Consider the following 22,298-nt stretch of genomic DNA (forward strand, 5'->3'; position numbering starts at 1 on the left):
GCGGATCCGCTCCGGCCGAACTGCTGTTACGAGCCGTTTCGTCCGGCGAGTACCCCGGTATCGGTGAGGGTGGCGATCGCCGTGTCGTCCAGCGCGAGAACGTCGCGCAGGACGTCGGGGCCGTCGGTGCCCAGATCGGCGGCCGGCCCGGTCCGCAGATGGACACCGTCGAACGACGCGGGCAGGGCGGCGGCGAGGTATTCGCCGATCCCGGGCTGGGACAGTGCGGCGAACAGCGGATTGGTCTCCAGGCCCCCGGACCGGACGACCTGTTCGAAGGTGCGGTACCGCTCGTGCAGGACCGAGGTACCGGCGAGCGCGCGGCCGACCTCGTCGGCATCGTGGGTACGGAACCACCGCGCGAACAGTGCGGTGAGCAGATCCCGGTGTTCGAAGCGGTCGCTTTCCCGCTCGAAATCCGCGCCGAGCGCGGTGGCCAGCGCGGCGACGGTCTCCTGGGTTCCGGTGAGCGCGGTCAGATCGCGGAAATGGCGCGGCGTCAATGCGACCACCATGAAGCGCGCGCCGTCGGCGGTGACGAAATCGGTGCCGTAGGTGCCGTAGACATCGTTACCGGTGGCCGGTCGAGCGGTGCCGTTGACCTGTACTTCCGTCAGATACCCCAGGGTGCCCGCGGTCGCGAGCGCGACATCTTCGAGGGGAAGCACGATCCGCGACCCCGCCCCGGTGGTGGCGCGGCGGTGGACCGCTGCCGTGATCGCGAGCGCGGCATGTAACCCGGCGGCGATATCCCAGGCGGGTAGTACATGGTTCACCACGCCGTCGTAGTCGTTCGGCCCGGTGATCTGCGGGAAGCCGAGGGCGGCGTTGACGGTGTAGTCCACGGCGGGCCGGCCGTCGCGGCGACCCAGCAGTTCCAGAGTGATGACATCCGGGCGCAAAGCGGACAGTGCGTCGTGGCTCATCCACGACCGGCCGCCCGTATTGGTCACCAGGATTGCGCCACCGGCGCCGGGCGCGGTCACCAGGCGCCGGACGATGTCCTGGCCGGCATCGCTGCGCAGATCGAGGGCGAGCGATCGTTTGCCCCGGTTGAGACCGGTCCAGTAGATCGATTCCCCGGTATCGGTCAGTGGCCAGCGGCCGGTATCGGCGGCCCCGCCGAGCGGGTCGATCCGGATCACCTCGGCGCCGAGCTGGCACAGCGTCAGCCCGCACAACGGGGAGGCGACGAAACTCGAGATCTCGACGATGCGGAGTCCGGTGAGGGGGCGATCGGGAGTGGGGTCGGGTGCGGTCATGCCGGTCTGTCCTTCTGTCGTACGGCGGCTGAGCTGGGCGAATCGTAATTAATGATAATAAATCACACCATAGTATTGACACACATCTTTATCGGCAGCAATACTGCCTGCATGGCCACCATTTCGGCAGTCGGTCCGGAAGATTTCGCTGACATCCTGGCGCAGACCCGTGCGTTCATCCGCAAGGAAGTGCTGCCGCGTGAACAGGAGATCGCGGATACCGACAGCATTCCCGACGATATCCGCAAGAACGCCGCAGCGATGGGCCTGTTCGGCTACGCGATCCCTCAGGAGTGGGGCGGTCTGGGGCTGGACCTCACCCAAGACGTCGAACTGGCAATGGAATTCGGTTACACATCGCTGGCGCTGCGGTCGATGTTCGGCACCAACAACGGTATCGCGGGCCAGGTCCTGGTGGGGTTCGGTACCGAGGAACAGAAGTCGCGCTGGCTCGCCGGCATCGCGTCCGGTGAGGTCGTCGCCTCCTTCGCGCTCACCGAACCCGGCGCGGGATCGAACCCCGCAGGACTGCGCACCAAAGCGGTCCGGACCGGCGACGACTGGGTGATCAACGGCGAGAAGCGCTTCATCACGAATGCCCCGCTGGCCGATCTGTTCATCGTTTTCGCGCGCACCCGGCCCGCCGACGAGAACGGCACCGGAATCGCGGTGTTCCTCGTCCCCGCCGATGCTCCGGGCGTGGAGGTTGCGCCGAAGGACCGCAAAATGGGTCAGGAGGGCGCCTGGACGGCCGACGTCCATTTCACCGATGTCCGGGTGCCGCATGCGGCACTCGTCGGTGGTAGCGAGGATGTCGGGTACCGGGCCGCGATGACCTCGCTGGCGCGGGGTCGCGTCCATATCGCCGCCCTGGCCGTGGGTGCGGCCCAGCGTGCGCTCGACGAATCCGTCGCCTATGCCGCGACCGCCACCCAGGGAGGAACGCCGATCGGGGATTTCCAGCTGGTGCAGGCGATGATCGCCGATATCGCCACCGGTGTGCTGGCGGGACGCGCGATGGTGCGGGAGGTCGCCGCCCGGTATGTCTCCGGCGAGGACCGGCGGACCGGCCCGTCGGCCGCGAAACTCTTCTGCACCGAAATGGTCGGCAAGGCAGCCGATCTCGCGGTGCAGATCCACGGCGGTTCCGGCTACCTGCGGGAAGTCGCCGTCGAACGGATCTACCGCGATGTGCGGTTGCTGCGCCTGTACGAAGGGACCAGCGAGATCCAGCGCCTCATCATCGGTGGCGGTCTGGTGAACGCCGCCAAGAAATCGGCCAAGGCTGGAGGGCGCTGATATGTGGTCCGACGCAGTATCCGGCGATACCGGCCTGCCGCTCGCCGGGTTCACCGTCGTCAGCCTCGAGCAGGCCGTCGCGGCTCCGATCGCGACCCGGCATCTCGCCGATCTCGGCGCCCGGGTGATCAAGATCGAGCGGATCGGCGAGGGCGATTTCGCTCGTAACTACGATGCCGCTGTGCACGGGCTTGCCTCGCATTTCGTGTGGTTGAACCGCGGTAAGGAATCGCTGTGCGTCGACCTCAAGGCCGATGCGGGTATCGCGGCGGTCCGCGCGCTGATCGCCGGGGCGGACGTTTTCGTGCAGAATTCCGCACCCGGCGCGGCCGAGCGGCTGGGCCTGGGCGCGGAGGATCTGCGCGCCGATCACCCCGAGCTGATCGCGGTCAATATGTCCGGGTACGGAACCTCGGGCCCGTTCGTGGACCGCAAGGCCTACGATATGCTCGTCCAGGCCGAAACCGGACTCGTATCGATCACCGGTACTCCCGAAACCGCCACCAAGACAGGTATTCCGACCTCCGATATCGCGGCCGGAATGTACGCACTGTCGGCGATCCAGGCGGCACTGCTGCGCCGGGAACGGACCGGAACGGGCGCGATCATCGATATCGCGATGTTCGACGCGACCGTCGAATGGCTCGGCCATTCCATGTACATGCAGATGTACCAGGACATCCAGATCAAACGGATGGGGCTGTCGCACGCGTCGATCGCGCCGTACGACGCCTACCCGACCCGGGACGGGCAGATCCTGATCGGCGTACAGAACGACCGGGGCTGGCGCACGCTGGTCACCGATGTGTTCGAGCGCCCGGATCTGGCCGATGACTCGCGGTTCGCGACCAATATCGAACGGGTGCGGCACCGGGCCGAAGTCGACGCCGTGGTCGGTGAGCTCACCTCGGGTTTCGAAACCGCCGATCTCGACGACCGCCTCGCGAAAGCGGGTATCCCGGCCGCGCAACTGGGTGATATGAAGGATCTGATCGCCCACCCCCAGCTGGCGGCCCGGGACCGGTGGCGTGAGGTGCAGACCGAGGCCGGACCGATCCGTGCCGTGTTGCCGCCCATGACTTTCCGCGATGTCGAGCTGCGGATGGGCGCGGTGCCGGCGCTGGGGGAGCAGACCGATGCGGTGCTCGCCGAGATCGGCCTGGGTGCCGAGCGGATCGCGGAACTGCGGTCGGCCGGAATCGTGCAGTAGCGCGCGCTCGCGCGTCGTATTCACAGATCAACGATTGGAGCGGGCAGTGGGACTGCTGGCAGGAAAGGTCGCCGTCGTCACGGGGGCCGCGCAGGGGATCGGCCTGGAGATCGCGCGTACCTTCGTCCGTGAGGGCGCCCGGGTTGTCGTGGCCGATATCAACGACGATGCCGGTGCGCAGGCGGTGGCCGAGCTCGGTGGAGCGGACAAGGCCGCCTACGTGCGGTGCGATGTGCGCGACGGTGCCGCAGTGGCGGATCTGGTCGATACCGCCGAGGACCTGTTCGGTCCGCTCGGTGTCTTCGTGAACAACGCGGGGATGACCCGGGACGCGACCATGCGCCGGATGAGCGAAGAGGATTTCGACGATGTCATCGCGGTGCACCTGAAAGGCGCGTGGAACGGTACCCGGGCGGCCGCGAACCGGATGCGTGAGCACGGGGCGGGGGCGATCGTGAACATTTCCTCGCTCTCGGGCAAGGTGGGCCTCGTCGGGCAGACCAACTATTCGGCCGCCAAGGCCGGAATCGTCGGTCTCACCAAGGCTGCGGCCAAGGAGGTCGCGTTCAAGAATGTTCGGGTCAATGCCGTTCAGCCGGGGTTGATCCAGACCCCGATGACCGAGGCCATGCCCGAGCGGATCTGGGAGCAGAAGATGGCGGAGATCCCGCTGGGGCGTGCGGGCCTGCCCAGCGAAGTCGCATCCGTGGTGTTGTTCCTGGCCGGCGACCTGTCGAGCTATATGACGGGCACGGTGCTCGAGGTGACCGGCGGCCGGTTGATGTGACCCGCGGCCGGACACGCCGGCCTCCGGTCATGGGATGAAACCTTGCCTTAATTCATGACTATGATTATGGTGAACTGGCGCATGTTTCGCGTCCCGGCAGGCGTGGGAAGTAACCCCGCACCGCCGGTGCAAACCACAGCGAAGGAGTGAGGATGTCCGACAACACCGCAGGTACCGAGGCCGGTAACGGCAGCCGGTTGCGCTGCAACGAATGCGGCTCGGAAGCAATCGTCACGACCGCCGGCGGTTCCGCGCTGAGCTGCTGCGGCGTCGCACTCGAGATCACTTTCGCCGGTCGCTGACCGCATCAGATCGAGGAGAACCCCGATGAACGAAACCGGTAAGCGCTACACCTGCGCCACGTGTTCGACCCAGGTCATCTGCGTCAAGAAAGGGGAGGGCAGTTTCACCTGCCACGGCGCGCCGATGGAACTGCGCACCGCCAAACCGCTGCCCTCGTCCGACTAGGGCCGCGGCACCACTCGGAAGTGATGTGCCGCGATATCGCGCGCCCCGGGCGGGCGCGGGCGGCGCGGCAAGTGTGTAACAGAAGGAGTCTCTGATGGCTGGTCCACTCGACGGACTCGTCGTGATCGACGCGAGCTGGGGAATGCCCGCGGCCATCTCGACGATGCTGCTCGCCGACTACGGCGCCCGGGTCGTCAAACTCGAACGTCCCGGCGGGCCGGCCGATATGGATTCCGTCCTGCGGAAATCGACCGATCGCGGAAAGTGGAGCGTCGAGGCCGACCTGGGCACTCCCGAAGGCCGCGCGATCGCCGAACGGCTCGTGGCCGGCGCGGACGTTTTCGTCGAATCCTTCGGTGCGGGCCGGGCCGATGCGCTCGGTATCGGCTATGACGCGTGGCACGAGAAATTCCCGGAGTTGGTGTACTGCTCGGTCACCGGGTACGGCCCCGAGGGGCCGCTCGCCGACCGTCCCGGCTACGAAGCGCTGCTGAACGCGCGCCTCGGCCAGATGGCCGAACAGCAGGGACATCGCGCCGGGCCGGTGTTCATGGGGCATCCGACGGTGTCCTACGGGACGGCGTTCATCACCGCGATCGGCATCCTTGCCGCGTTGCGAGCCCGTAAGGTCAACGGGACCGGGCAGAAGGTCGACACGTCTCTGCTGGACGGCATGCTGGCCATCTCGTCGATGAACTGGTGGTGGAACGAGCAGGATATCTCCTATCTCGCCCGCAGCGGCAATCAGAAAGGGTTCGGCAACAAACGGCTCATCACCGACCCGTTCCAGTGCGCGGACGGTAAATGGCTGATCCCGCATACCGGCGGTCCGGGCTCCTACAAGCGGATGATGGATCTGCTGGGCTTCGGCGAGCAGACTCAGACCATCGCCGGACCGGAGATGTCCGTACCGCTCGACGAGGTGGAACTGGATATCGCCCGGAACAAGGTGCCGGAGGCATTCCGGTCCCGCCCGCGCGACGAATGGCTCGAACTGTTCCACGCCGCCGATATCGCGGCCCTGCCCGTGCTGCATCCCGAGGAGACCTTCGCCGACGACCAGGTGCGGTTCGCCGGAATCGCGGTCGATATCCCGGATCCCGATCACGGCACCCTCCGTCAGATCGGCCCCGTCGTCCGATTCGAGAAATCCGCCCCGGGCACACCGGATCCCGCCCCGCGCGTGGGTGCGCACAACGATCGGATCGACGAGATCACCCGTTCACCGCGGTGGGCGCCCGCACCGACCGGTGACCCCGTGGCCGCACCGCTGCAGGGTGTGCGCATTCTGGACTTCAGTTCCTATTTCGCCACCGGGTTCGGTGCCCGGCTGCTGTCGGATCTCGGCGCCGAGGTGATCAAGGTCGAACCGCTGGTCGGTGACCAGATGCGCCCGCTCGGCGACCTGTTCGAAGGCGCCAACCGCGGTAAGCGCACCATCGCGCTCGACCTGCGCTCCGCCGAAGGGCAGGAGATCGCGCACCGCCTCGTTGCCGGCGCCGATGTGGTGATGCAGAACTACCGTCCCGGCAAGGCCGAGAAGATCGGCCTCGGCTACGAGCAGTTGAAGGCGATCAACCCCGACCTGATCTACGCCTACCTGCCCGGATTCGGTTCCGCGGGGCCGAAATCCACGCTGAAATCGTTCGCCCCGCTCGTCTCGGGCCTGGTCGGGCTGAACTTCGAAGGTGCCGGCGAGGGTAATCCGCCGATCCGCCGGGTGATCGGTAACGAAGACCTCTACAACGGGTTCCTCGGCGCCGTCAGCGTGCTGCTGGCCTTGCATCATCAGGCCAATACCGGTGTGGGACAGTACGTCGAGAGCCCGCAGTTGCATTCGAGCCTGTTCGTGATCAGCGAGCACTGCGCCACCGTGGACGGCGCCGCGGTACCCGCGCACCGGCTGGACGCCGAGCAGATGGGTCTGTCGCCGCTCTACCGGCTGTATCGCACGATCGACGGCTGGATCGCGATCGCGGTGTTCGGTGACGCGGCCTTCGGCCGGCTTGTGAGTGCCCTGAACCTGGGCGATCTGGCCGCCGATACACGGTTTGCGACCGCCGCCGGCCGGGCCATGCACGCGGATGCACTGGCCCAGCGGCTCACCGAACGATTCACGGAGCTCACCAGCGCCGACGCGTTCGCGGTGCTGGACGGCAACCAGGTGCCCGCCGAGATCCCGCTCGACTATCCGATCATGCCCGAACTGCTGTGGGAGGAATGGGCCCTCGACTCGCAGCGAGTGGTCGAACACCACCATCCGGAATACGGCTGGTCGCGAGAGGTCGGCATGGTGATCCACCTGTCCGATACGCCCGGCCGGTTCAAAGGCGGCAGCCCCCGGCTCGGTGAGCATTCGGCCGAGATCCTGGGCGAAATCGGCTATTCCGCCGACGAGATCACCGCACTGATGGCGACCGTGTGCACATTGCCCGCGGCCGCGGCAAAGGAATCTTGAACCATGGATATCATCTATCCCGCCGAAGCAGAGGCGTACCGCGGAAAGATCCGTGCGCTGCTCGAATCGAAACTGCCGCAGGGGTGGCGCGGTATCGGGGCGCTGTCGGAATCCGAACAGGACGAATTCCTGACGAGCTGGCGCACAGTGCTCTCCGACAATGATCTGCTCGCCGTCTCCTGGCCGCAGGAGTACGGCGGGGCCGGGCTGTCGAGTATCGAGCAGGTGGTGCTGAACGAGGAGCTGATGCGGCTCGGCGTACCGGACGGTACCGAAAACGACACCCTCGGCATCAAACTGCTCGGCAACACCATGACCGTGCTCGGGACCGAGGAGCAGAAGCAGTACTTCCTGCCCCGCGTGCTGTCCGGCGAACACGTCTGGTGTCAAGGCTATTCGGAACCCGAAGCCGGTTCGGACCTCGCCGGGATGCGGGCCCGCGCAGTCCTCGAGGGTGACGAATGGGTGATCAACGGCCAGAAGACCTGGACTTCCCAGGGCCACCGGGCCAATTGGATCTTCGTGATCGCCCGGACCGATCCGACGGTGGCAAAACACAAGGGGCTGTCGTTCCTGCTGGTTCCGATGGACCAGCCCGGGGTCGAGGTACGCCCGATCGTCAACGCGGCGGGCTATGTCGCATTCAGCGAGGTGTTCTTCACCGACGCCCGGACGCCGGCCTCCTATGTCCTCGGCGGGGTGAACGGTGGGTGGAACACGGCCAACACCCTGCTCGGTTTCGAGCGCGGGGTGCGCGCCACCACCGATGCCGTCCGCTTCGGCCGCGAGGTCGAACGGCTCATCGAGCTGGCTCGCGAACGCGGTCTCACCTCCGATCCGCGAATCCGCGCCGAACTCGCCTGGTGCTGGTCGCGGGTGCAGACCATGCGCTTCCGCGGCTACCGCGCGCTCACCAAACTTCTCAACGGTGGTTCCTACGGCGTGGACGGGTCCTTCTCCAAAGTGATCTGGAGCGAATTCTTCCAGCGGCTCACCGAGGTCGGAATGCAGATCCTCGGCCTCGAGGTACTCACCCCGACCGGCGGCGGCAACGACGGCATGCTGGTGACCCCCAACCCGGGCGCCGACAATTCGTCGCGCTGCTGGACCGATATCGCCCTCTACGCTCGCGCCGCCACGATCTACGGCGGTAGTTCGCAGATCCAGCGCAACATCATCGGCGAACAACTGCTCGGGTTGCCGAAGGAGCCTCGCCTCGACGGCGGCCCCTTCCAGGACATCGGACGCCGTAAGAGCGCCTGACTCGCTGCTTTCCGCCATCACCGTGGCGGAACGGAAGAACGGAAAGTTACACCGTGTACTTCGCTTTCGACTCCGACCAGGAGGAGTTCCGGAGCTCGCTGCGCCGTCTCCTGTCCGAACGTGCCCCGATGACCCGCGTGCGCGAGGTCGCCGAACACGGCACCTACGACGCCGAGACCTGGCAGCTGCTGACCTCGAATATGGGGATCCCGGCCCTGCATATCGCCGAGGAGTTCGGCGGAGGCGGATTCAGTGTCCTCGAAACCGCGATCGTGGCCCAGGAACTGGGCCGCGGGCTCACCCCGGTGCCGATGCTGACCACCACCGGCGCCATCGAGGCCGTCCTACGGCTCGGCAGTGCCGAGCAACATCGTGCGCTGCTGCCGAAACTCCTCGACGGCAGCGCAATCGGTTCCCTCGCGCTCAGCGGAGCAAAGGACACCACGGTCGCCGCCGCGCAGGTACGCGCCACCGGGGATCCCTCCGCCCCGCTGCTCACCGGCCGGCTCGACTACGTCGCCTTCGGTCACGTGGCCGACCTGCTGGTGGTGCCCGCGCTGACACCAGTCGGAGATACGGTGGGTCTGTACGCCGTCGAATCAGGGGCGTCCGGTGTGCGCGTCACCGCCCAGCCGTCACTGGACCCGACCCGGCCCGTATCGACAGTCGAGCTGACCGATAGCCCCGCCGCGCTGCTGGGGTCGGATCCGGAATCGATCGGCCGCGTCGTCGATCTGGTGCGTACGCTGCTCGCGAACGAGGCCCTCGGCGCGGCCGAGGCCGTGCTGGAGATGGCGGTGGCCCACGCCAAACAACGTGTTCAGTTCAACCGCCCGATCGGCTCGTTCCAGGCGATCAAGCACAAATGCGCCGATATGGCGATCGCGATCGATGCGGCGCAGGCGACGGTGATGTACGCATCGATGTGCGCCGAATCGGATAACGAGGAATTCCCCCGCGTCGCGGTGATGGCGAAATCGCAAGCGGCGGAATGCCTGACGCTGTGCGCATCGCAGAACATCCAGATCCACGGCGGTATCGGGTTCACCTGGGAAGCGGACCCGCATCTGTACTTCCGCCGGGCCAAGGCCACCGAACCTCTGTTCGGCGACCACGCCCACCACACCGATCTGCTGGCCGATCTCGTCGGCATCTGATCCGCGTTCCCGACGATCTGCTCGAGTGAGCGGACGACAGCCCGGGCTACAGGGGCCGAGGACGGCTCTTCGGCTCTGCCCAGTTCCGCCGACGCCGGGGTAAATCGAGAGTTGCAGCCGGTGGCTGCGGAAGCAGGGGTCCTCGCCGCAGGTACCTGCGGAGCACACCCCGGGCCGTCGACAAGTTGCCGTAGCCCTGTCCGGGAAATTCCGTTGTCGGCTCGTGAGGCGGGCTGATAGCATCTGCGAGCGTCGTGGCATCGAACGGCATACCGTTGCCGATCAGGCCGGAAACCCCTCGAGCCCGCGGTCTCCCCGGACGATGGCGTCGGATCCACGCACCCGAATCCCGAGCAGGTCGAGGGCGAAGCCGGCGTACTCGGCAGCGATCTGCTCCGGCGTCGCGGGTCCGTCGAGACGGAACCATTGGGGTAGCGAGGTGCACATCGTCGTGATGGCGCGGCCCGCGATCCGGGCCCGGGCGGTCGGCAGATTCTCCTCGTTCAGGGCGGTGTCGATGTCCTCGTCGAGGATGTACTGGAGTTCGTTGCGGGAATTGGTGATCCGTCGCCGATTGTCCTGGGTCAGGCTGCGCATTTCGCTTGCTCCGATGAAGGCGAGTTCGCGGTGGTGGGTGTGGAAGAGGGCGAGCGCTTCGACGACGTGGGATACGCGGCCTCGTCCGGTGTCCGCGTCGCGGCGTGCCGCGCGGACCCGCCAGTGCAATTCGTCCATGGTCAGGTCGAGCGCTCGTACCAGCAGATGTTGTTTGTCGCGGTAATGGTGGTAGACGCCGGGCACGCTCATGCCGGCGCGGCGCGCGATCGAACGCATGGTCGCACCGTGGTAGCCGGTTTCTACGAAGGCGGAGATCGCCCCGGCGAGTACCGGGTCGATATCCAGTGACGGGAACTTCCGCCACGCGTTGGGCGACTCGGTGCCCGGTTCGGCCGGAGACTCGAGCCTTTCGCGCGGTCGGAGATTTCCGCCGGTGAGCGATTCGTGTTCGCCGACCAGCCAGGACACGGTGGTACCGAGAACGGTCGCCAGCGCGTGTAGTCGCGGAATGGATATGCCGGTTTTACCGTTCTCCACGGCGCTGAGGGTGGCGGGGCTGACCCTCAGCTGTTGTGCGGTCGCCCGCAGCGATAGGCCTGCCGCGATCCTGGCTTGCCGCACTCTGGCTCCCGCGCTGTGCCGATCCCGGTTCGCGTCACGCATGGTGTTCAGCATATCTGAACGGTCGCCATGGTGCACTGACCTGCGATTGACAGCGTCGTCCAAGTCATGTCACCCTGCTTGCATGGTGGTGGCCGAGCGATCGTTCGGCAAACGAGATAGAGGAGCCGGCCCGTGGCGATCGATCTGTCCCTTCCCGGCGAGGTGCAAGCCCTCGTCGATCGGACCCGCAGCTTCGTCCGTGAACATGTCGTTCCCCTGGAGGACGCGCACGACGGTGATATCGCCGCGGCGGGTGGGGACACGTTCCGGGTGGAATTGCAACAGGCGGCCCAGGAGGCGGGAGTGTTCGCCCCGCACGCGCCGGTCGAGTACGGCGGGCACGGTCTGGGAATGTCGGACCGGGCGCCGGTCTTCGAGGAAGCCGGGTATTCCCTGTTCGGGCCGACGGCGCTGAATATCGCCGCGCCGGACGAAGGCAATGTGCATATGCTCGCGCATATCGCGAACCCGGAGCAGAAAGCGCAGTATCTCGCTCCGCTCGCGCACGGCGATATGCGTTCGGCGTTTGCGATGACCGAGCCGGCTCCCGGCGCCGGATCGGATCCTTCCGCGCTGTCGACGCGCGCGGTGCGGTCCGAGGGCGGCTGGCGGATCAACGGGACCAAGTTGTTCATCACCGGCGCAGACGGTGCCGGTTTCTTCATCATCATGGCGCGCACCTCGGGTGAGCCGGGGGCGCGGGGCGGTGCGACGATGTTCCTGGCTCCGGCCGATACCCCGGGGATCCGGGTGGGACGTCATCTCGACACGCTGGACCGGTCGATGGTCGGCGGCCATTGCGAGGTGTTATTCGAGGATCTACTGGTCCCGGACTCGGCGGTCCTGGGCGAGGTGGACCGGGGTTTCGAATACGCGCAGGTGCGCCTCGGCCCGGCCCGCATGACGCATGTGATGCGGTGGCTCGGCGCCGCGCGCCGCGGGCACGATGTGGCGGTGGCCCAGGTGGCACGGCGCGAAGGATTCGGTGCGAAACTCGGCGATCTCGGGATGGTCCAGAAAATGGTCGCCGACAACGAAATCGATATCGCCGCCACCCGCGCACTGCTCACCCGCGCCTGCTGGGAACTCGACCGTGGCGAATCCGCCGGTAACGCCACCTCGATCGCGAAGACCTACGCGGCCGAAGCGATCTTCCGGATCGTCGATCGCAGTATGCAGATGTGCGGTGGTCTCGGGGTGTCCGGTGACCTGCCGCTGGCGCGGCTCTCGCGTGAGGTGCGCCCGTTCCGTATCTACGACGGACCTTCGGAGGTGCATCGGTGGGCGATCGCCAAACGCACGGTCGGTGCCGCCAAACGGGCACTGCGGGACAGCGAATGAACCTACCGGGTATGGATGTCGCCGCGCTCGAGCGGTTCCTGCGCGAGCAGGGTATCGAGGTGCGCGGTGACCTGCGCGTGGAACTGATCAGCGGTGGCCGGTCGAATCTGACCTTCACCGCAGCCGACGATGTATCGCGGTGGGTGGTCCGCCGCCCACCGGTATCGGGCCTCACCCCGTCGGCCCACGATATGGCCCGCGAATACACGGTGACCGACGCGCTCCAGGCCTCTGCGGTACCTGTCGCGAAAACGATCGCGTTCGATGCGGAAGGCACCGCGCTGGGCGCGCCGATGACAGTCGTCGAATTCGTCGACGGCACCGTGATCCGCGACCAGGACGATCTCGCCGCGCTCAGTGACGAGCAGGTGCGCGCTGCCGTTGCGGAGTTGGTGCGGGTACTCGCCGAGCTGCACGCGGTGGATCCCGCGGCGGTGGGTTTGGCGAAGTTCGGCCGGCCCGCAGGATTTCTCACCCGTCAGGTGAATTTGTGGGCGTCGCAGTGGGAGCGGGTCACAACCCGCGAACTCACCGACGTCGCCGCCCTGTACGCGGCGCTGGTGGACGCGGTACCCGCGGAATCGGCGGCCTCGATCGTGCACGGCGACTTCCGTATCGACAACACCATCCTCGGCGCGGCCGACCCCGGCCAGGTGCGCGCCGTGGTCGACTGGGAACTGTCCACCCTCGGCGATCCGCTCACCGATGCCGCGCTGATGTGCGTATACCGCTCGCCTGTGTTCGACCTGGTCCTCGGCTCCCGCGCCGCCTGGACCAGCGACCGGGTGCCTGCACCCGACGCGCTCGCCCAGGCCTACGCCACCGCCTCGGGTCGCGACCTCGGCAACTGGGGCTTCTACCTCGCCCTCGCCAATTTCAAACTCGGTGTGATCGCCGAAGGGATCACCCACCGGGCTCGGCACGGTTCGGACGCAGGTTCGGCCGCCGGGCGGGCGGCCGAAGCCACCCCGGAGTTCATGGCGGCCGGGCTGCGGGCATTGAAGGGAGACGGGAAATGACCGGCGGCACCACGAAAACCGCGCTCGTCAGCGGTGCAACCCGTGGTATCGGCCTGGGTATCTCGACACTGCTCGCCCGGCAGGGCTACGCGCTGACACTCACCGCTCGCGATACCGAGCGACTCGCCGCGGTCGCCGCCGAGCTGCGCGTGTCCGGCGCCGCCGATATCGTGACGGTGGCCGCGGATATGGCCGACGGTGACGGTATCGAGCGAGTGCTGGGCGCGCATGCGGAGCGTTTCGACACGATGTCCGCGCTGGTCCTCAATGCGGGAGTCGGTACCGCCGGCGCACTCGCCGACGCCTCGATGCGTCGTTTCGACAAAACCCTGGCCGTGAATCTGCGCGCACCCGTGCTACTCATCCAGGGTGCTCTGCCGATGCTGCGGGCAGGCGCGGCGGCCGACCCCGGCCGCGGCGCGAAGGTGATCGCACTCGCCTCGATGGCAGGGGTATACGCCGAGGCCGGATTGGCGGTGTACGGCGCGGCCAAGGCGGCGCTCATCTCGCTGATTACGACCTTGAACGCCGAAGAATCGCCCAACGGGGTCACGGCCACCAGCATCGCACCCGGCTATGTGGACACCGAGATGAGCGCATGGATCCACGACCGTATCCCGCCCGACCGGATGCTGGCTGTGAACGACGTGGTCGAGATGGTCGACGCGCTGCTGCGGTTGTCCTCGCGTGCGGTCGTACCGAATATCGTCATATCGCGCGCCGGAACCGACGGCTACCACGCATAACGCGACTGCTTCCGGCCGGGACACACCTCCACAGTGCGTCCGATTTCGAGCTGGCCGCCCATGACCCGGAGCAGAGTGTTAGCTTAGCCTAAGCAGATCGCAAGTGACGGAGGTCGGGGTCCGGTAATGGCCGTGCGGAACAGTGGGGCGGAAGTGGTGGTGAGCGATCCGGTGGTGACCGGCACCCCGGCGCTGCCCGCGTCAGGAGGTGGCCGATGACCTGCGCCGACGATATTCGCCGGGCAGGTGGACCTCCGAGGGCCGGTGGTCGTCGAATCCCGAACCTCCCCAGAGGCTCCCGTGTTCGTACCTGAGAGGCGTATCGTGACTCCCCCTGCCACCTCCACCACCCATCGCGAAGGCTACGTGCCCTTTCCCGGCGAGGAGGCCGCGGAATACCGTAGCGCGGGTTACTGGCAAGGACGCTCGCTCGGTGAGCTGCTGCGTGAGACCGCGCGGCGGTACCCGCATCGGACCGCACTGCTCGGCACCGACGGACATAGTTACGCGACGCTCGACGCGGAGGCCGATCGGCTGGCGCACGGGTTCCGGGCGCTCGGGATCGCGCCGGGGGACCGGGTCGTGGTGCAGTTGCCGAATGTGGCCGAGTTCGTGCCGGTATTGTTCGGGCTGTTGCGGGCCGGGATCATTCCGGTGCTCACCTTGCCCGCCCATCGGCGTAGCGAGATCGAACATCTGGCCCGGGTTTCCGAAGCGGTCGGCTATATCGTCGCGGACAGGATGGGTGACTTCGACTACCGGGAGTTGGCCGCCGAGGTTCGCGCGGCAGTGCCGTCGTTGCGGCACGTCCTGGTGCTCGGTGACCCCGGCCCGTTCGTCGGCCTGAATTCCGTGCCGTGCGAGGGTGCTTCACTACCCGAGATAGATCCGGGCGATATCGCGCTCATGCTGGTTTCCGGGGGCACCACCGGGCTGCCGAAGCTGATCGCCCGCACCCATGACGATTATGTCTACAACGCGACCGCGAGTGCGCACGTCTGTGAACTGTCCGAGGACGATGTGTACCTGGCGGCACTTCCCGCCGCGCACAATTTCCCGCTTGCCTGCCCTGGAATCTTGGGCACGATCGCTGTGGGGGGTGCGGTGGCCTTCGTCACCGAACCCAGTCCGGAAACTGCCTTCGCCGCGATCGAGCGGAACAGGGTGACGGTGACCGCGGTCGTACCGCCGATTGCCCAACTGTGGTGTGCGGCAGTCGAGTGGGAAGAGGCCGATCTGTCCTCACTGCGGTTGCTACAGGTCGGTGGCGCTCGCCTGGCCGAGGTGAACGCTCGCGAGGTCGAGCCTGCACTCCAGGCACAGCTGCAGCAGGTGTTCGGTATGGCCGAGGGGTTGCTCAACTTCACCCGCCTCGACGATCCGGACGAGTTGGTGTGCGGCACCCAGGGGCGGCCGCTGTCCCCGGGCGACGAGATCCGTGTCGTCGACGGTGACGGCAACGACGTCGCTCCCGGAGCGGAGGGTGAACTGCTCACCAAGGGCCCCTATACGATTCGCGGCTACTACCGGGCGCCCGAGCACAATAGCCGCGCTTTCACTCCGGACGGCTACTATCGCAGCGGTGATCTGGTGCGCCGCCTGCCCAGTGGTCATCTGGTCGTTTCCGGCCGTATCAAGGACGTCATCAACCGTGGCGGTGAGAACGTCTCCTGCGACGAGCTCGAGGAGCACCTGCTCGCTCATCCGGCGGTCCGCCATGCTGCCGCCGTCGGGCTGCCCGATGCCGCGCTCGGTGAGCGGGTCTGTGCCGTCCTGGTTGTCGCCGGTGAGATGCCGGCGCTGTCCGAGATCAAGGCATTCCTGACCGACCGCGGCGTGGCCACGTACAAGCTTCCCGATGTGCTGCGTCGTGCGGACGCTCTGCCCACGACCGCGGTCGGCAAGATCGACAAGAAGGCCTTGCGCGCCGAGGGGTGACGAAGGAGGTGGTCGAGCCGGCGCAGCCGGTCGGGTGGCCGATCCCGTGGCCGGCGCAGATGAGCGCCGGCTGTCCGGTGCCGCTGCTCGGTTATGCCGCGACGACGTAGGGCGCGATACTTTCGAGTTTCTCGCAGGTTTCCTCGAATTCGCGCTCGGGTGTGGATTGTTCGATGATCCCCGCTCCGGCGCGCAGCCATGCGCCGTGGAGGGTTTGGTAGACAGCGCGGAGCACCAGCGTGGCTTCCAGTGAGCCGGAGGGGGAAACGGTCAGTACCGCGCCGGAATACAATCCCCGCGGATCGCGGTCGAGCCGGAAGATCGCATCGATCCCTTCGCGTTTGGGGATTCCGGCGGCAGTGACGGCCGGGAACAGGGCTTCCAAGGCGTCCCAACCGGTGCGGTCGGCGGTGAGCAGGCCGCGGACGGTGGAGGTGAGGTGCTGGACGCTACCGCGTTCGCGCACTGTCATGAAATCGATGATGGCCGGTGTGCCGGGTACTGCGATCGCGGTGATCTCGGTGAACGAGGTGTTCACCGACATCGCGTGTTCGGCGATTTCTTTGGGATCGCCGAGTAGGTCCGCGCGCGCGGCGAGGTCGGCCGCCCGGCTGCGCCCGAAGCGGCGGGTGCCGGCCATCGGTTTGGTGGTGATCACCCGGCCGTCGTCGACGGAAACGACCAGCTCCGGGCTGAACCCGGCCGCCGCGAGCCCGCCCAGCCGCAGCAGGAAGGACCGAGCGGGGGTGTTGTGTGCGCGGCCCAGCCGGTAGGTGGCCGGTATATCGACCATGAAGGGCAACTCGACCTTCCGCGAGAGTATGACCTTCCGGTACCGGCCGTTGCGGATTTCCGCAGCCGCCTGGGTAACTCGTTCACGGTAGCCGGTCCGATCGCTGCGGACATCTGCCGGATGCGGTACCGGCAGCGCACTGTTCTGCGCGGCAACGACGAGGTCGTGGATCGCCCGGGTCTCGTCCGGCGTCGCACCGGAGATCCGGATACCGGACATCGCGATCCGCACCTCGATACGTGGAATCATCAGATGTGCCAGTGTCGTGGGCGCAGCCACATGGGCGGTGGCATCCAGGGCCCAGGCGCAGAATTCGAATCCGACCCAACCGTAGACGTTCCGTCCCTCGAGGGGGAGCGCGCGGAGTGCCTGATCGAGGGTGTGTGCGGGCCTGCCGGTCCATCGGCGGATGCTGCTGCGCCCACCCCATTCGATGCGCAACTCCTCGACGCCCATTTCGACGGTACCGATCGGGTCGGCCGCGAACACCCACTCTCCCGGGCGTTCGTATACCACGTACTCGCCGAACAGGTCGGCCCCCGCCAGCCCCGCCACCGCCGCCACCGGATCGGTCACATAGCCCGCCTGCGAGCGCTCATCCGTGATCGACAACGATCCTCCAAAGGTCATACCCGACGCGGAAAGTTAGGCTAGCATAGCCTTAGCTTTTGCTCTCTCGGTGCGGGCGGAGAAAGATCGCTGGTTTGGGTCTGGTTCGGTGTCGTGGGTATGTGTAGGCTAACCAAAGTTGTCGACCGTGTCTCCACCGGGAGAAGGCGATGGTGGATAGCCGGTGCGCCGCTGGTGCCCGCACTGTTCGGCAGGTGACCTCAACGGTCACGAGTTCGGTATCGGAGGACGTATACCACAATGGCGCGCAGAGGATTTCAAGGTGTGGTACTGAACGCCTTCGGTGTTCAGTACCACACCGCCACCGTCTCGACTGCTGAGCAATTGACACCGCGGATGCGCCGGGTCTGGTTGACTGCGCCGACGTTGTTGGCCGATATCGATATCGAACCGACGGCGTGGCTGCGGATGTGGTTCCCCGACAACAAGGGATCGGACGCGGAATTCCAGCGCGGGTACACCATTGCGGAGGTCGACCCGGATACCGCCGACAGGTTCGCGGTAGATTTCGTCCTGCACGAGCCCGCGGGCCCGGCCTCGGCGTGGGCGTTGAACGTGACCGGCGGTGAGACGATCGAGGTGACCTCGTTCGGGTCGCGAGGGTTCTCGGTATCGGAGGATCTACCGGCCGGCTATCTGCTGATCGGTGATTCGGCCTCTGTCCCGGCGATCAATACGATCCTGGCCGCGGTGCCACATCAGGTGGCCGTCGAGGTCTACCTGGAACAGCATCACGAGGATGATCTGCTGATCCCGCTGGTGCATCATCCGCTGGCGCAGGTGCATTGGATTCCGCGGACCTCGGAGGAAGCGCTTGCCGCGGCCCTGGAAGTGCGCGATTGGTCGAACTGGTACGCCTGGATGGGGCCGGAATCGAAGGCCCTCAAGCACCTTCGGGCGCGGGTGAAGGAATTCGGCTTCCCCAAGACCGATGTGTATGCGCAAGCGTACTGGGTGCACGGCCGGGCGATGGGCAAAGAACGCAGCGCCGAAGAGCGTGCCGCCGCGGTCTCCGTTCTCCCGGCCGGTGCCGCGGAGAGTGCGATCGCCGGCACTGCTTCGGGCGGTGCCGTATCGACGGTGCCCGACGAGGCAGCGCCGGAGGCACTCGATGCCGGATCTGCCCCCGCGGCGCAGGTCGCAACGAACGGCTCGGCGCGGGATCCGCGATCCGTTCGGGCCGGAAGGTGGCGCTCTCAGGCGGGTAGCCGTCTGTTCGCCGGCATCAAGACGAAGCTCTACGTGGCGGGCTTCCTGCAATTCTTCGTCACACTGATCCAACTGGCGCCCTATGTACTGCTGGTGGAACTGGCGCGGGAACTGCTCGCGGGCAGTGGAAGCGACACGCTGTGGCGTCTCGGCCTGTGGGCGCTGGGACTGTTCGGGCTGGGGGCCTTGCTGGAATCGGCGTTGCAGCTGTGGTTACACACGGTCGACGCACGGTTCAGCCGTGACCTCCGCGGACGGTTGCTCGGCAAGCTGGCGAAGCTGCCGCTGGGCTGGTTCACCGCGCGCAGTTCGGGGCAGGTGGACAAGCTGATCAACGGTGACACGCTCTCGCTGCACTACCTGATCACGCATGCGGTGGTCGATGCGGTGGCCGCGGTGGTGGCGCCGCTTGCGGTACTGGTCTACCTGTTCTTCGTGGACTGGCGAATGGGGCTGGTGCTGCTCATACCGATCCTGGCCTACGTATTCACGATGATGACGATGATGGCGACATCGGGGCCGAAGACGATGCAGGCGCAACGCTGGAGCGAACGGATGAAGCGCGAGGCGACCTCCTATATGGACGGTCAGCCGGTGATCCGGGTATTCGGTGGTTCGGCTGCGTCGCCGTTCCGGCGCAGCCTCGATCAGTACATAGCCTTCCTGGACGGCTGGCAGCGGCCGTTCGTCGGCAAGAAGTCGGCGATGGACCTGATCACCCGGCCGGTGACCTTCCTGTGGCTGATCCTCGTGGCCGGTACCGCGCTGGTCGCGGCAGATGGCATGGATCCGGTGGATCTGTTGCCGTTCCTGTTCCTGGGCACGACATTCGGCTCACGCCTGCTCGGCATCGGCTACGGCATGATGGGGTTGCGGGAGGGCCGGGAAGCGGCGCAGAAGATCCAGGTCGTCTTGGACACCGACGAGCTCGAGGTGCGGTCCGGGCCGGCGGGTGCGGTCGATGAACCGGGCCGCGTGGTGTTCGACGAGGTGAGCTTCGGCTACCGGCCGGGCGCGCCCGTGATCGAGAACGTCTCGCTCACGCTGGACCCCGGCACGGTCACCGCACTGGTCGGCCCCTCCGGCGCCGGAAAGTCGACACTGGCCGCGCTGCTGGCCCGTTTCTACGATGTCGGTTGCGGTGCGATCCGGGTGGGTGGCCGCGATATCGCGACGCTGACGCCGGATGAGCTGTACGCGCAGGTCGGCTTCGTTTTCCAGGACACCCAGCTGGTACGCGGCACGGTGCGGGAGAATATCGCTCTGGCGGTACCGGACGCCGCCGACGATGCGGTCGAGCGCGCGGCGCGCGACGCACAGATCCACGACAGAATCCTTCGAATGCCGCAGGGATACGACACGATGCTGGGTGCCGACAGCACCATGTCCGGTGGTGAACGGCAGCGGCTCACCATCGCTCGGGCGCTGCTGGCCGACACCCCGGTGCTGGTGCTGGACGAGGCCACCGCGTATGCCGACCCGGAGTCGGAGTATCTGGTTCAGCAGGCGCTCAACCGGCTGACCGTCGGGCGGACGGTGCTGGTGATCGCGCACCGGCTGCGCACCATCACCGAGGCCGACCGGATCGTGGTCCTGGAAGGTGGACGGATCGCCGAATCCGGTACGCACACCGAACTCCTCGCCGTCGAGGGCCGCTACCGGCAGCTGTGGAATGCCGGCGCCGATGTCGAGGAGATCGCCCGATGATCCGTACCATGATGAGCCTGCTGCCGGCCGAACAGCGCAGCCGGACCACCGGATATCTCGCTCTCCTGATGGTTTCGGTAGTCCTGCGGGCAATCGCGGTGGTCCTGGTGGTGCCACTGGTCACGGAACTGTTCGGGGACACACCGGCCGATGCGTGGCGGTGGGTGGGGGCATTGACTCTCGCCGTCGCCGCCGGCTGGGTTGTGGACACGATCACTTCGAGGATCGGTTTCGACCTCGGATTCCACCTACTCGACAACGCGCAGCGGTCGGTTTCGGCACAGGTGGCGCGAATTCCGCTGCGCTGGTTCACGGAGCACAACTCGGCCGTCACACGGCGCGCGATCGCCACCACCGGCCCGGACCTCGTGGGCCTGGTGGGTTACCTCGTGACGCCGCTGTTCCAAGCTGTCGCGCTACCGGTCGCGATCGCCGTCGCGCTGGTGCCGGTCGCCTGGCAGCTGGGGCTGGTCGCGCTGCTCGCCCTGCCGTTGATGCTGGGTTCGCTGTGGCTGACCAACCTGCTCACCCGGCGCGCCACCACGGTGTCCAGGGAAGCCAACAGTGTGCTCACCGAGCGCATTCTCGAATTCGCGCGTACCCAGGCCGCGCTGCGTGCGGCACGACGCGCCGAGCCGGCCCGCAACGAAACCGGTGCGGCATTGTCCGCCCAGCACGGGGCAACAACCCGGTTGCTGCTGCTGAATGTCCCGGGGCAGGTGCTGTTCGGTCTGGCGAGCCAGCTCGTGCTCCTGCTGATGGCGGGTACTGTCGCGTGGCTGGCTGTAATGGGCACGATCGGGATTGCCGAGGCTGTTGCGCTGATCGTGGTGGTGGTGCGGTTCCTGGAACCGTTCGCTACGTTCGGTGATCTCGCGACGGCATTGGAAACCAGCCGTGGTGCGCTGCGCGATATCCGCACCGTCGTCGAGGCGTCCGAACCCGAGCAGAACAGCAGGGCGATGCGGGATGCCGATGAGCCGGCTTCGATCACGTTGCGTGCAGTGCGTTTCGCCTATGGTGCCGAGCCGGTGCTCGACGATGTGGATGTCGAGTTCGAGGCGGGCAGAGTGACGGCGGTGGTCGGGCCCTCCGGGTCCGGAAAGAGCACGCTACTCGCACTGATATCGGGTTTGGAGATGCCCACGTCCGGCAGCGTCACCGTCGGCGATGTGGAGCTCGGTGCTCCCGATGCCACGGACCGGCCGGCAGTGGCCGGCATGGTATTCCAGCAGCCGTACCTGTTCGCCGGCACCATCCGGGAGAACGTCCTGGCGGGCGCCCCGGAGACCGATCCGGGACAGTTGGCACAGGCTCTGCGCCTGGCACGGGTCGACGAGTTCGCCCAGCGGCTGCCGGAGGGGCTGGACACTCCGGTCGGCGAGGCGGGTTCGGCGCTGTCGGGTGGTGAACGTCAGCGGGTATCGATCGCGCGGGCGCTGCTGAAGCGGTCTTCGGTGCTGCTCGTGGACGAGGGCACCAGTGCGCTCGATGCAGAGAACGAGGCCGCGGTGGTAGCCGCCATCACCGGCGACCCGCAGCAGCGAACCCGTGTGGTGGTGACGCATCGCCTCTCCACCATCGTAGGCGCGGACCGGGTGCTGTTCCTGGACGACGGCCGGATCGTCGAGGACGGCACGGTCGACGAATTACGTGCTGCCAACGGTCGTTTCGCCGAGTTCTGGGCGCAGCAGCACGCGGCTGCCGGGTGGCGGATCGGCGCGGAACCTGCGGCCGTGGGGACTCCCTGACGGCCGCCTGTACCCACCGGGCGGGGTATCCACGGTAGG

17 protein-coding genes are annotated in these 22,298 nt (G+C 66.8%); 14 read left to right on the plus strand and 3 right to left on the minus strand.

The window, feature by feature from the left end; genetic code table 11:
- Window positions 1-26 precede the first annotated feature (26 nt).
- Window positions 27-1,262 carry a CoA transferase gene (locus NFL01S_RS00555; RefSeq protein ID WP_062970324.1) on the minus strand — a complete coding sequence of 412 codons (1,236 nt, stop codon included), beginning with the start codon at window positions 1,260-1,262 and terminating at the stop codon, window positions 27-29.
- A gap of 111 nt (window positions 1,263-1,373) precedes the next feature.
- Between NFL01S_RS00555 and NFL01S_RS00560 the strand changes: the two genes are divergently transcribed.
- From NFL01S_RS00560 to NFL01S_RS00585, 8 genes are all read left to right on the plus strand, one after another.
- Window positions 1,374-2,561: an acyl-CoA dehydrogenase family protein gene (locus tag NFL01S_RS00560; protein WP_062970327.1), complete on the plus strand. Its 1,188-nt coding sequence runs from the start codon at window positions 1,374-1,376 to the stop codon at window positions 2,559-2,561.
- Window position 2,562: 1 nt separating this feature from the next.
- A complete protein-coding gene (locus NFL01S_RS00565) occupies window positions 2,563-3,771 on the plus strand; it encodes a CaiB/BaiF CoA transferase family protein (RefSeq protein ID WP_062970329.1) in 1,209 nt (402 codons plus the stop codon).
- A gap of 46 nt (window positions 3,772-3,817) precedes the next feature.
- Window positions 3,818-4,558 (plus strand): 3-oxoacyl-ACP reductase FabG, encoded by a 741-nt coding sequence (gene fabG / locus NFL01S_RS00570; RefSeq protein ID WP_062970331.1) that lies wholly within the window; start codon window positions 3,818-3,820, stop codon window positions 4,556-4,558.
- Window positions 4,559-4,710: 152 nt separating this feature from the next.
- A complete protein-coding gene (locus tag NFL01S_RS35105; protein ID WP_157116102.1) occupies window positions 4,711-4,860 on the plus strand; it encodes a hypothetical protein in 150 nt (49 codons plus the stop codon).
- A 25-nt stretch (window positions 4,861-4,885) separates the two neighbouring features.
- Window positions 4,886-5,026: a hypothetical protein gene (locus NFL01S_RS35110; RefSeq protein WP_157116104.1), complete on the plus strand. Its 141-nt coding sequence runs from the start codon at window positions 4,886-4,888 to the stop codon at window positions 5,024-5,026.
- Window positions 5,027-5,120: 94 nt separating this feature from the next.
- Window positions 5,121-7,484 carry a CaiB/BaiF CoA transferase family protein gene (locus tag NFL01S_RS00575; protein WP_062970333.1) on the plus strand — a complete coding sequence of 788 codons (2,364 nt, stop codon included), beginning with the start codon at window positions 5,121-5,123 and terminating at the stop codon, window positions 7,482-7,484.
- A gap of 3 nt (window positions 7,485-7,487) precedes the next feature.
- Window positions 7,488-8,747 (plus strand): acyl-CoA dehydrogenase family protein, encoded by a 1,260-nt coding sequence (locus NFL01S_RS00580; protein ID WP_062970335.1) that lies wholly within the window; start codon window positions 7,488-7,490, stop codon window positions 8,745-8,747.
- A 53-nt stretch (window positions 8,748-8,800) separates the two neighbouring features.
- The gene (locus NFL01S_RS00585) at window positions 8,801-9,904 is read left to right on the plus strand and encodes an acyl-CoA dehydrogenase family protein (RefSeq protein ID WP_063915766.1); all 1,104 of its coding nucleotides are present in this window, start codon (window positions 8,801-8,803) and stop codon (window positions 9,902-9,904) included.
- Between the two features lie 282 nt (window positions 9,905-10,186).
- On the opposite strand, the gene NFL01S_RS00590 is transcribed toward NFL01S_RS00585, so the two are convergent.
- Window positions 10,187-11,125, minus strand: a complete 939-nt coding sequence (locus NFL01S_RS00590; RefSeq protein WP_062970400.1) for a TetR-type transcription factor C-terminal domain-containing protein — start codon at window positions 11,123-11,125, stop codon at window positions 10,187-10,189.
- A 132-nt stretch (window positions 11,126-11,257) separates the two neighbouring features.
- On the opposite strand from NFL01S_RS00590, the gene NFL01S_RS00595 reads away from it, so the two are divergent.
- The 4 genes from NFL01S_RS00595 to NFL01S_RS00610 all read left to right on the plus strand — a co-directional run bounded on the left by NFL01S_RS00595 (window position 11,258) and on the right by NFL01S_RS00610 (window position 16,169).
- Window positions 11,258-12,466 (plus strand): acyl-CoA dehydrogenase family protein, encoded by a 1,209-nt coding sequence (locus NFL01S_RS00595; protein WP_062970337.1) that lies wholly within the window; start codon window positions 11,258-11,260, stop codon window positions 12,464-12,466.
- Window positions 12,463-13,485, plus strand: coding sequence for a phosphotransferase family protein (locus NFL01S_RS00600; protein WP_062970339.1), 1,023 nt, complete (start codon window positions 12,463-12,465; stop codon window positions 13,483-13,485). Before NFL01S_RS00595 ends, NFL01S_RS00600 begins: the two co-directional genes overlap by 4 nt.
- Window positions 13,482-14,231 carry an SDR family NAD(P)-dependent oxidoreductase gene (locus NFL01S_RS00605; protein ID WP_062970341.1) on the plus strand — a complete coding sequence of 250 codons (750 nt, stop codon included), beginning with the start codon at window positions 13,482-13,484 and terminating at the stop codon, window positions 14,229-14,231. The genes NFL01S_RS00600 and NFL01S_RS00605 overlap by 4 nt, the downstream gene beginning before the upstream one ends.
- Before the next feature lie 324 nt (window positions 14,232-14,555).
- Window positions 14,556-16,169, plus strand: coding sequence for a (2,3-dihydroxybenzoyl)adenylate synthase (locus NFL01S_RS00610; RefSeq protein ID WP_062970402.1), 1,614 nt, complete (start codon window positions 14,556-14,558; stop codon window positions 16,167-16,169).
- A 91-nt stretch (window positions 16,170-16,260) separates the two neighbouring features.
- Here NFL01S_RS00610 and NFL01S_RS00615 read toward each other — a convergent pair whose 3' ends face one another.
- Window positions 16,261-17,574, minus strand: coding sequence for a salicylate synthase (locus tag NFL01S_RS00615; RefSeq protein ID WP_062970343.1), 1,314 nt, complete (start codon window positions 17,572-17,574; stop codon window positions 16,261-16,263).
- A 258-nt stretch (window positions 17,575-17,832) separates the two neighbouring features.
- Here NFL01S_RS00615 and NFL01S_RS00620 point away from each other — a divergent pair, with 258 nt between their 5' ends.
- Window positions 17,833-20,508 carry an ABC transporter ATP-binding protein/permease gene (locus tag NFL01S_RS00620; RefSeq protein WP_062970345.1) on the plus strand — a complete coding sequence of 892 codons (2,676 nt, stop codon included), beginning with the start codon at window positions 17,833-17,835 and terminating at the stop codon, window positions 20,506-20,508.
- Window positions 20,505-22,259, plus strand: coding sequence for an ABC transporter ATP-binding protein (locus NFL01S_RS00625; RefSeq protein WP_062970348.1), 1,755 nt, complete (start codon window positions 20,505-20,507; stop codon window positions 22,257-22,259). The genes NFL01S_RS00620 and NFL01S_RS00625 overlap by 4 nt, the downstream gene beginning before the upstream one ends.
- The last annotated feature ends 39 nt before the right edge of the window (window positions 22,260-22,298 follow it).

The organism is Nocardia flavorosea NBRC 108225 (assembly GCF_001613385.1).
Classification (GTDB): Bacteria; Actinomycetota; Actinomycetes; order Mycobacteriales; family Mycobacteriaceae; genus Nocardia; species Nocardia flavorosea.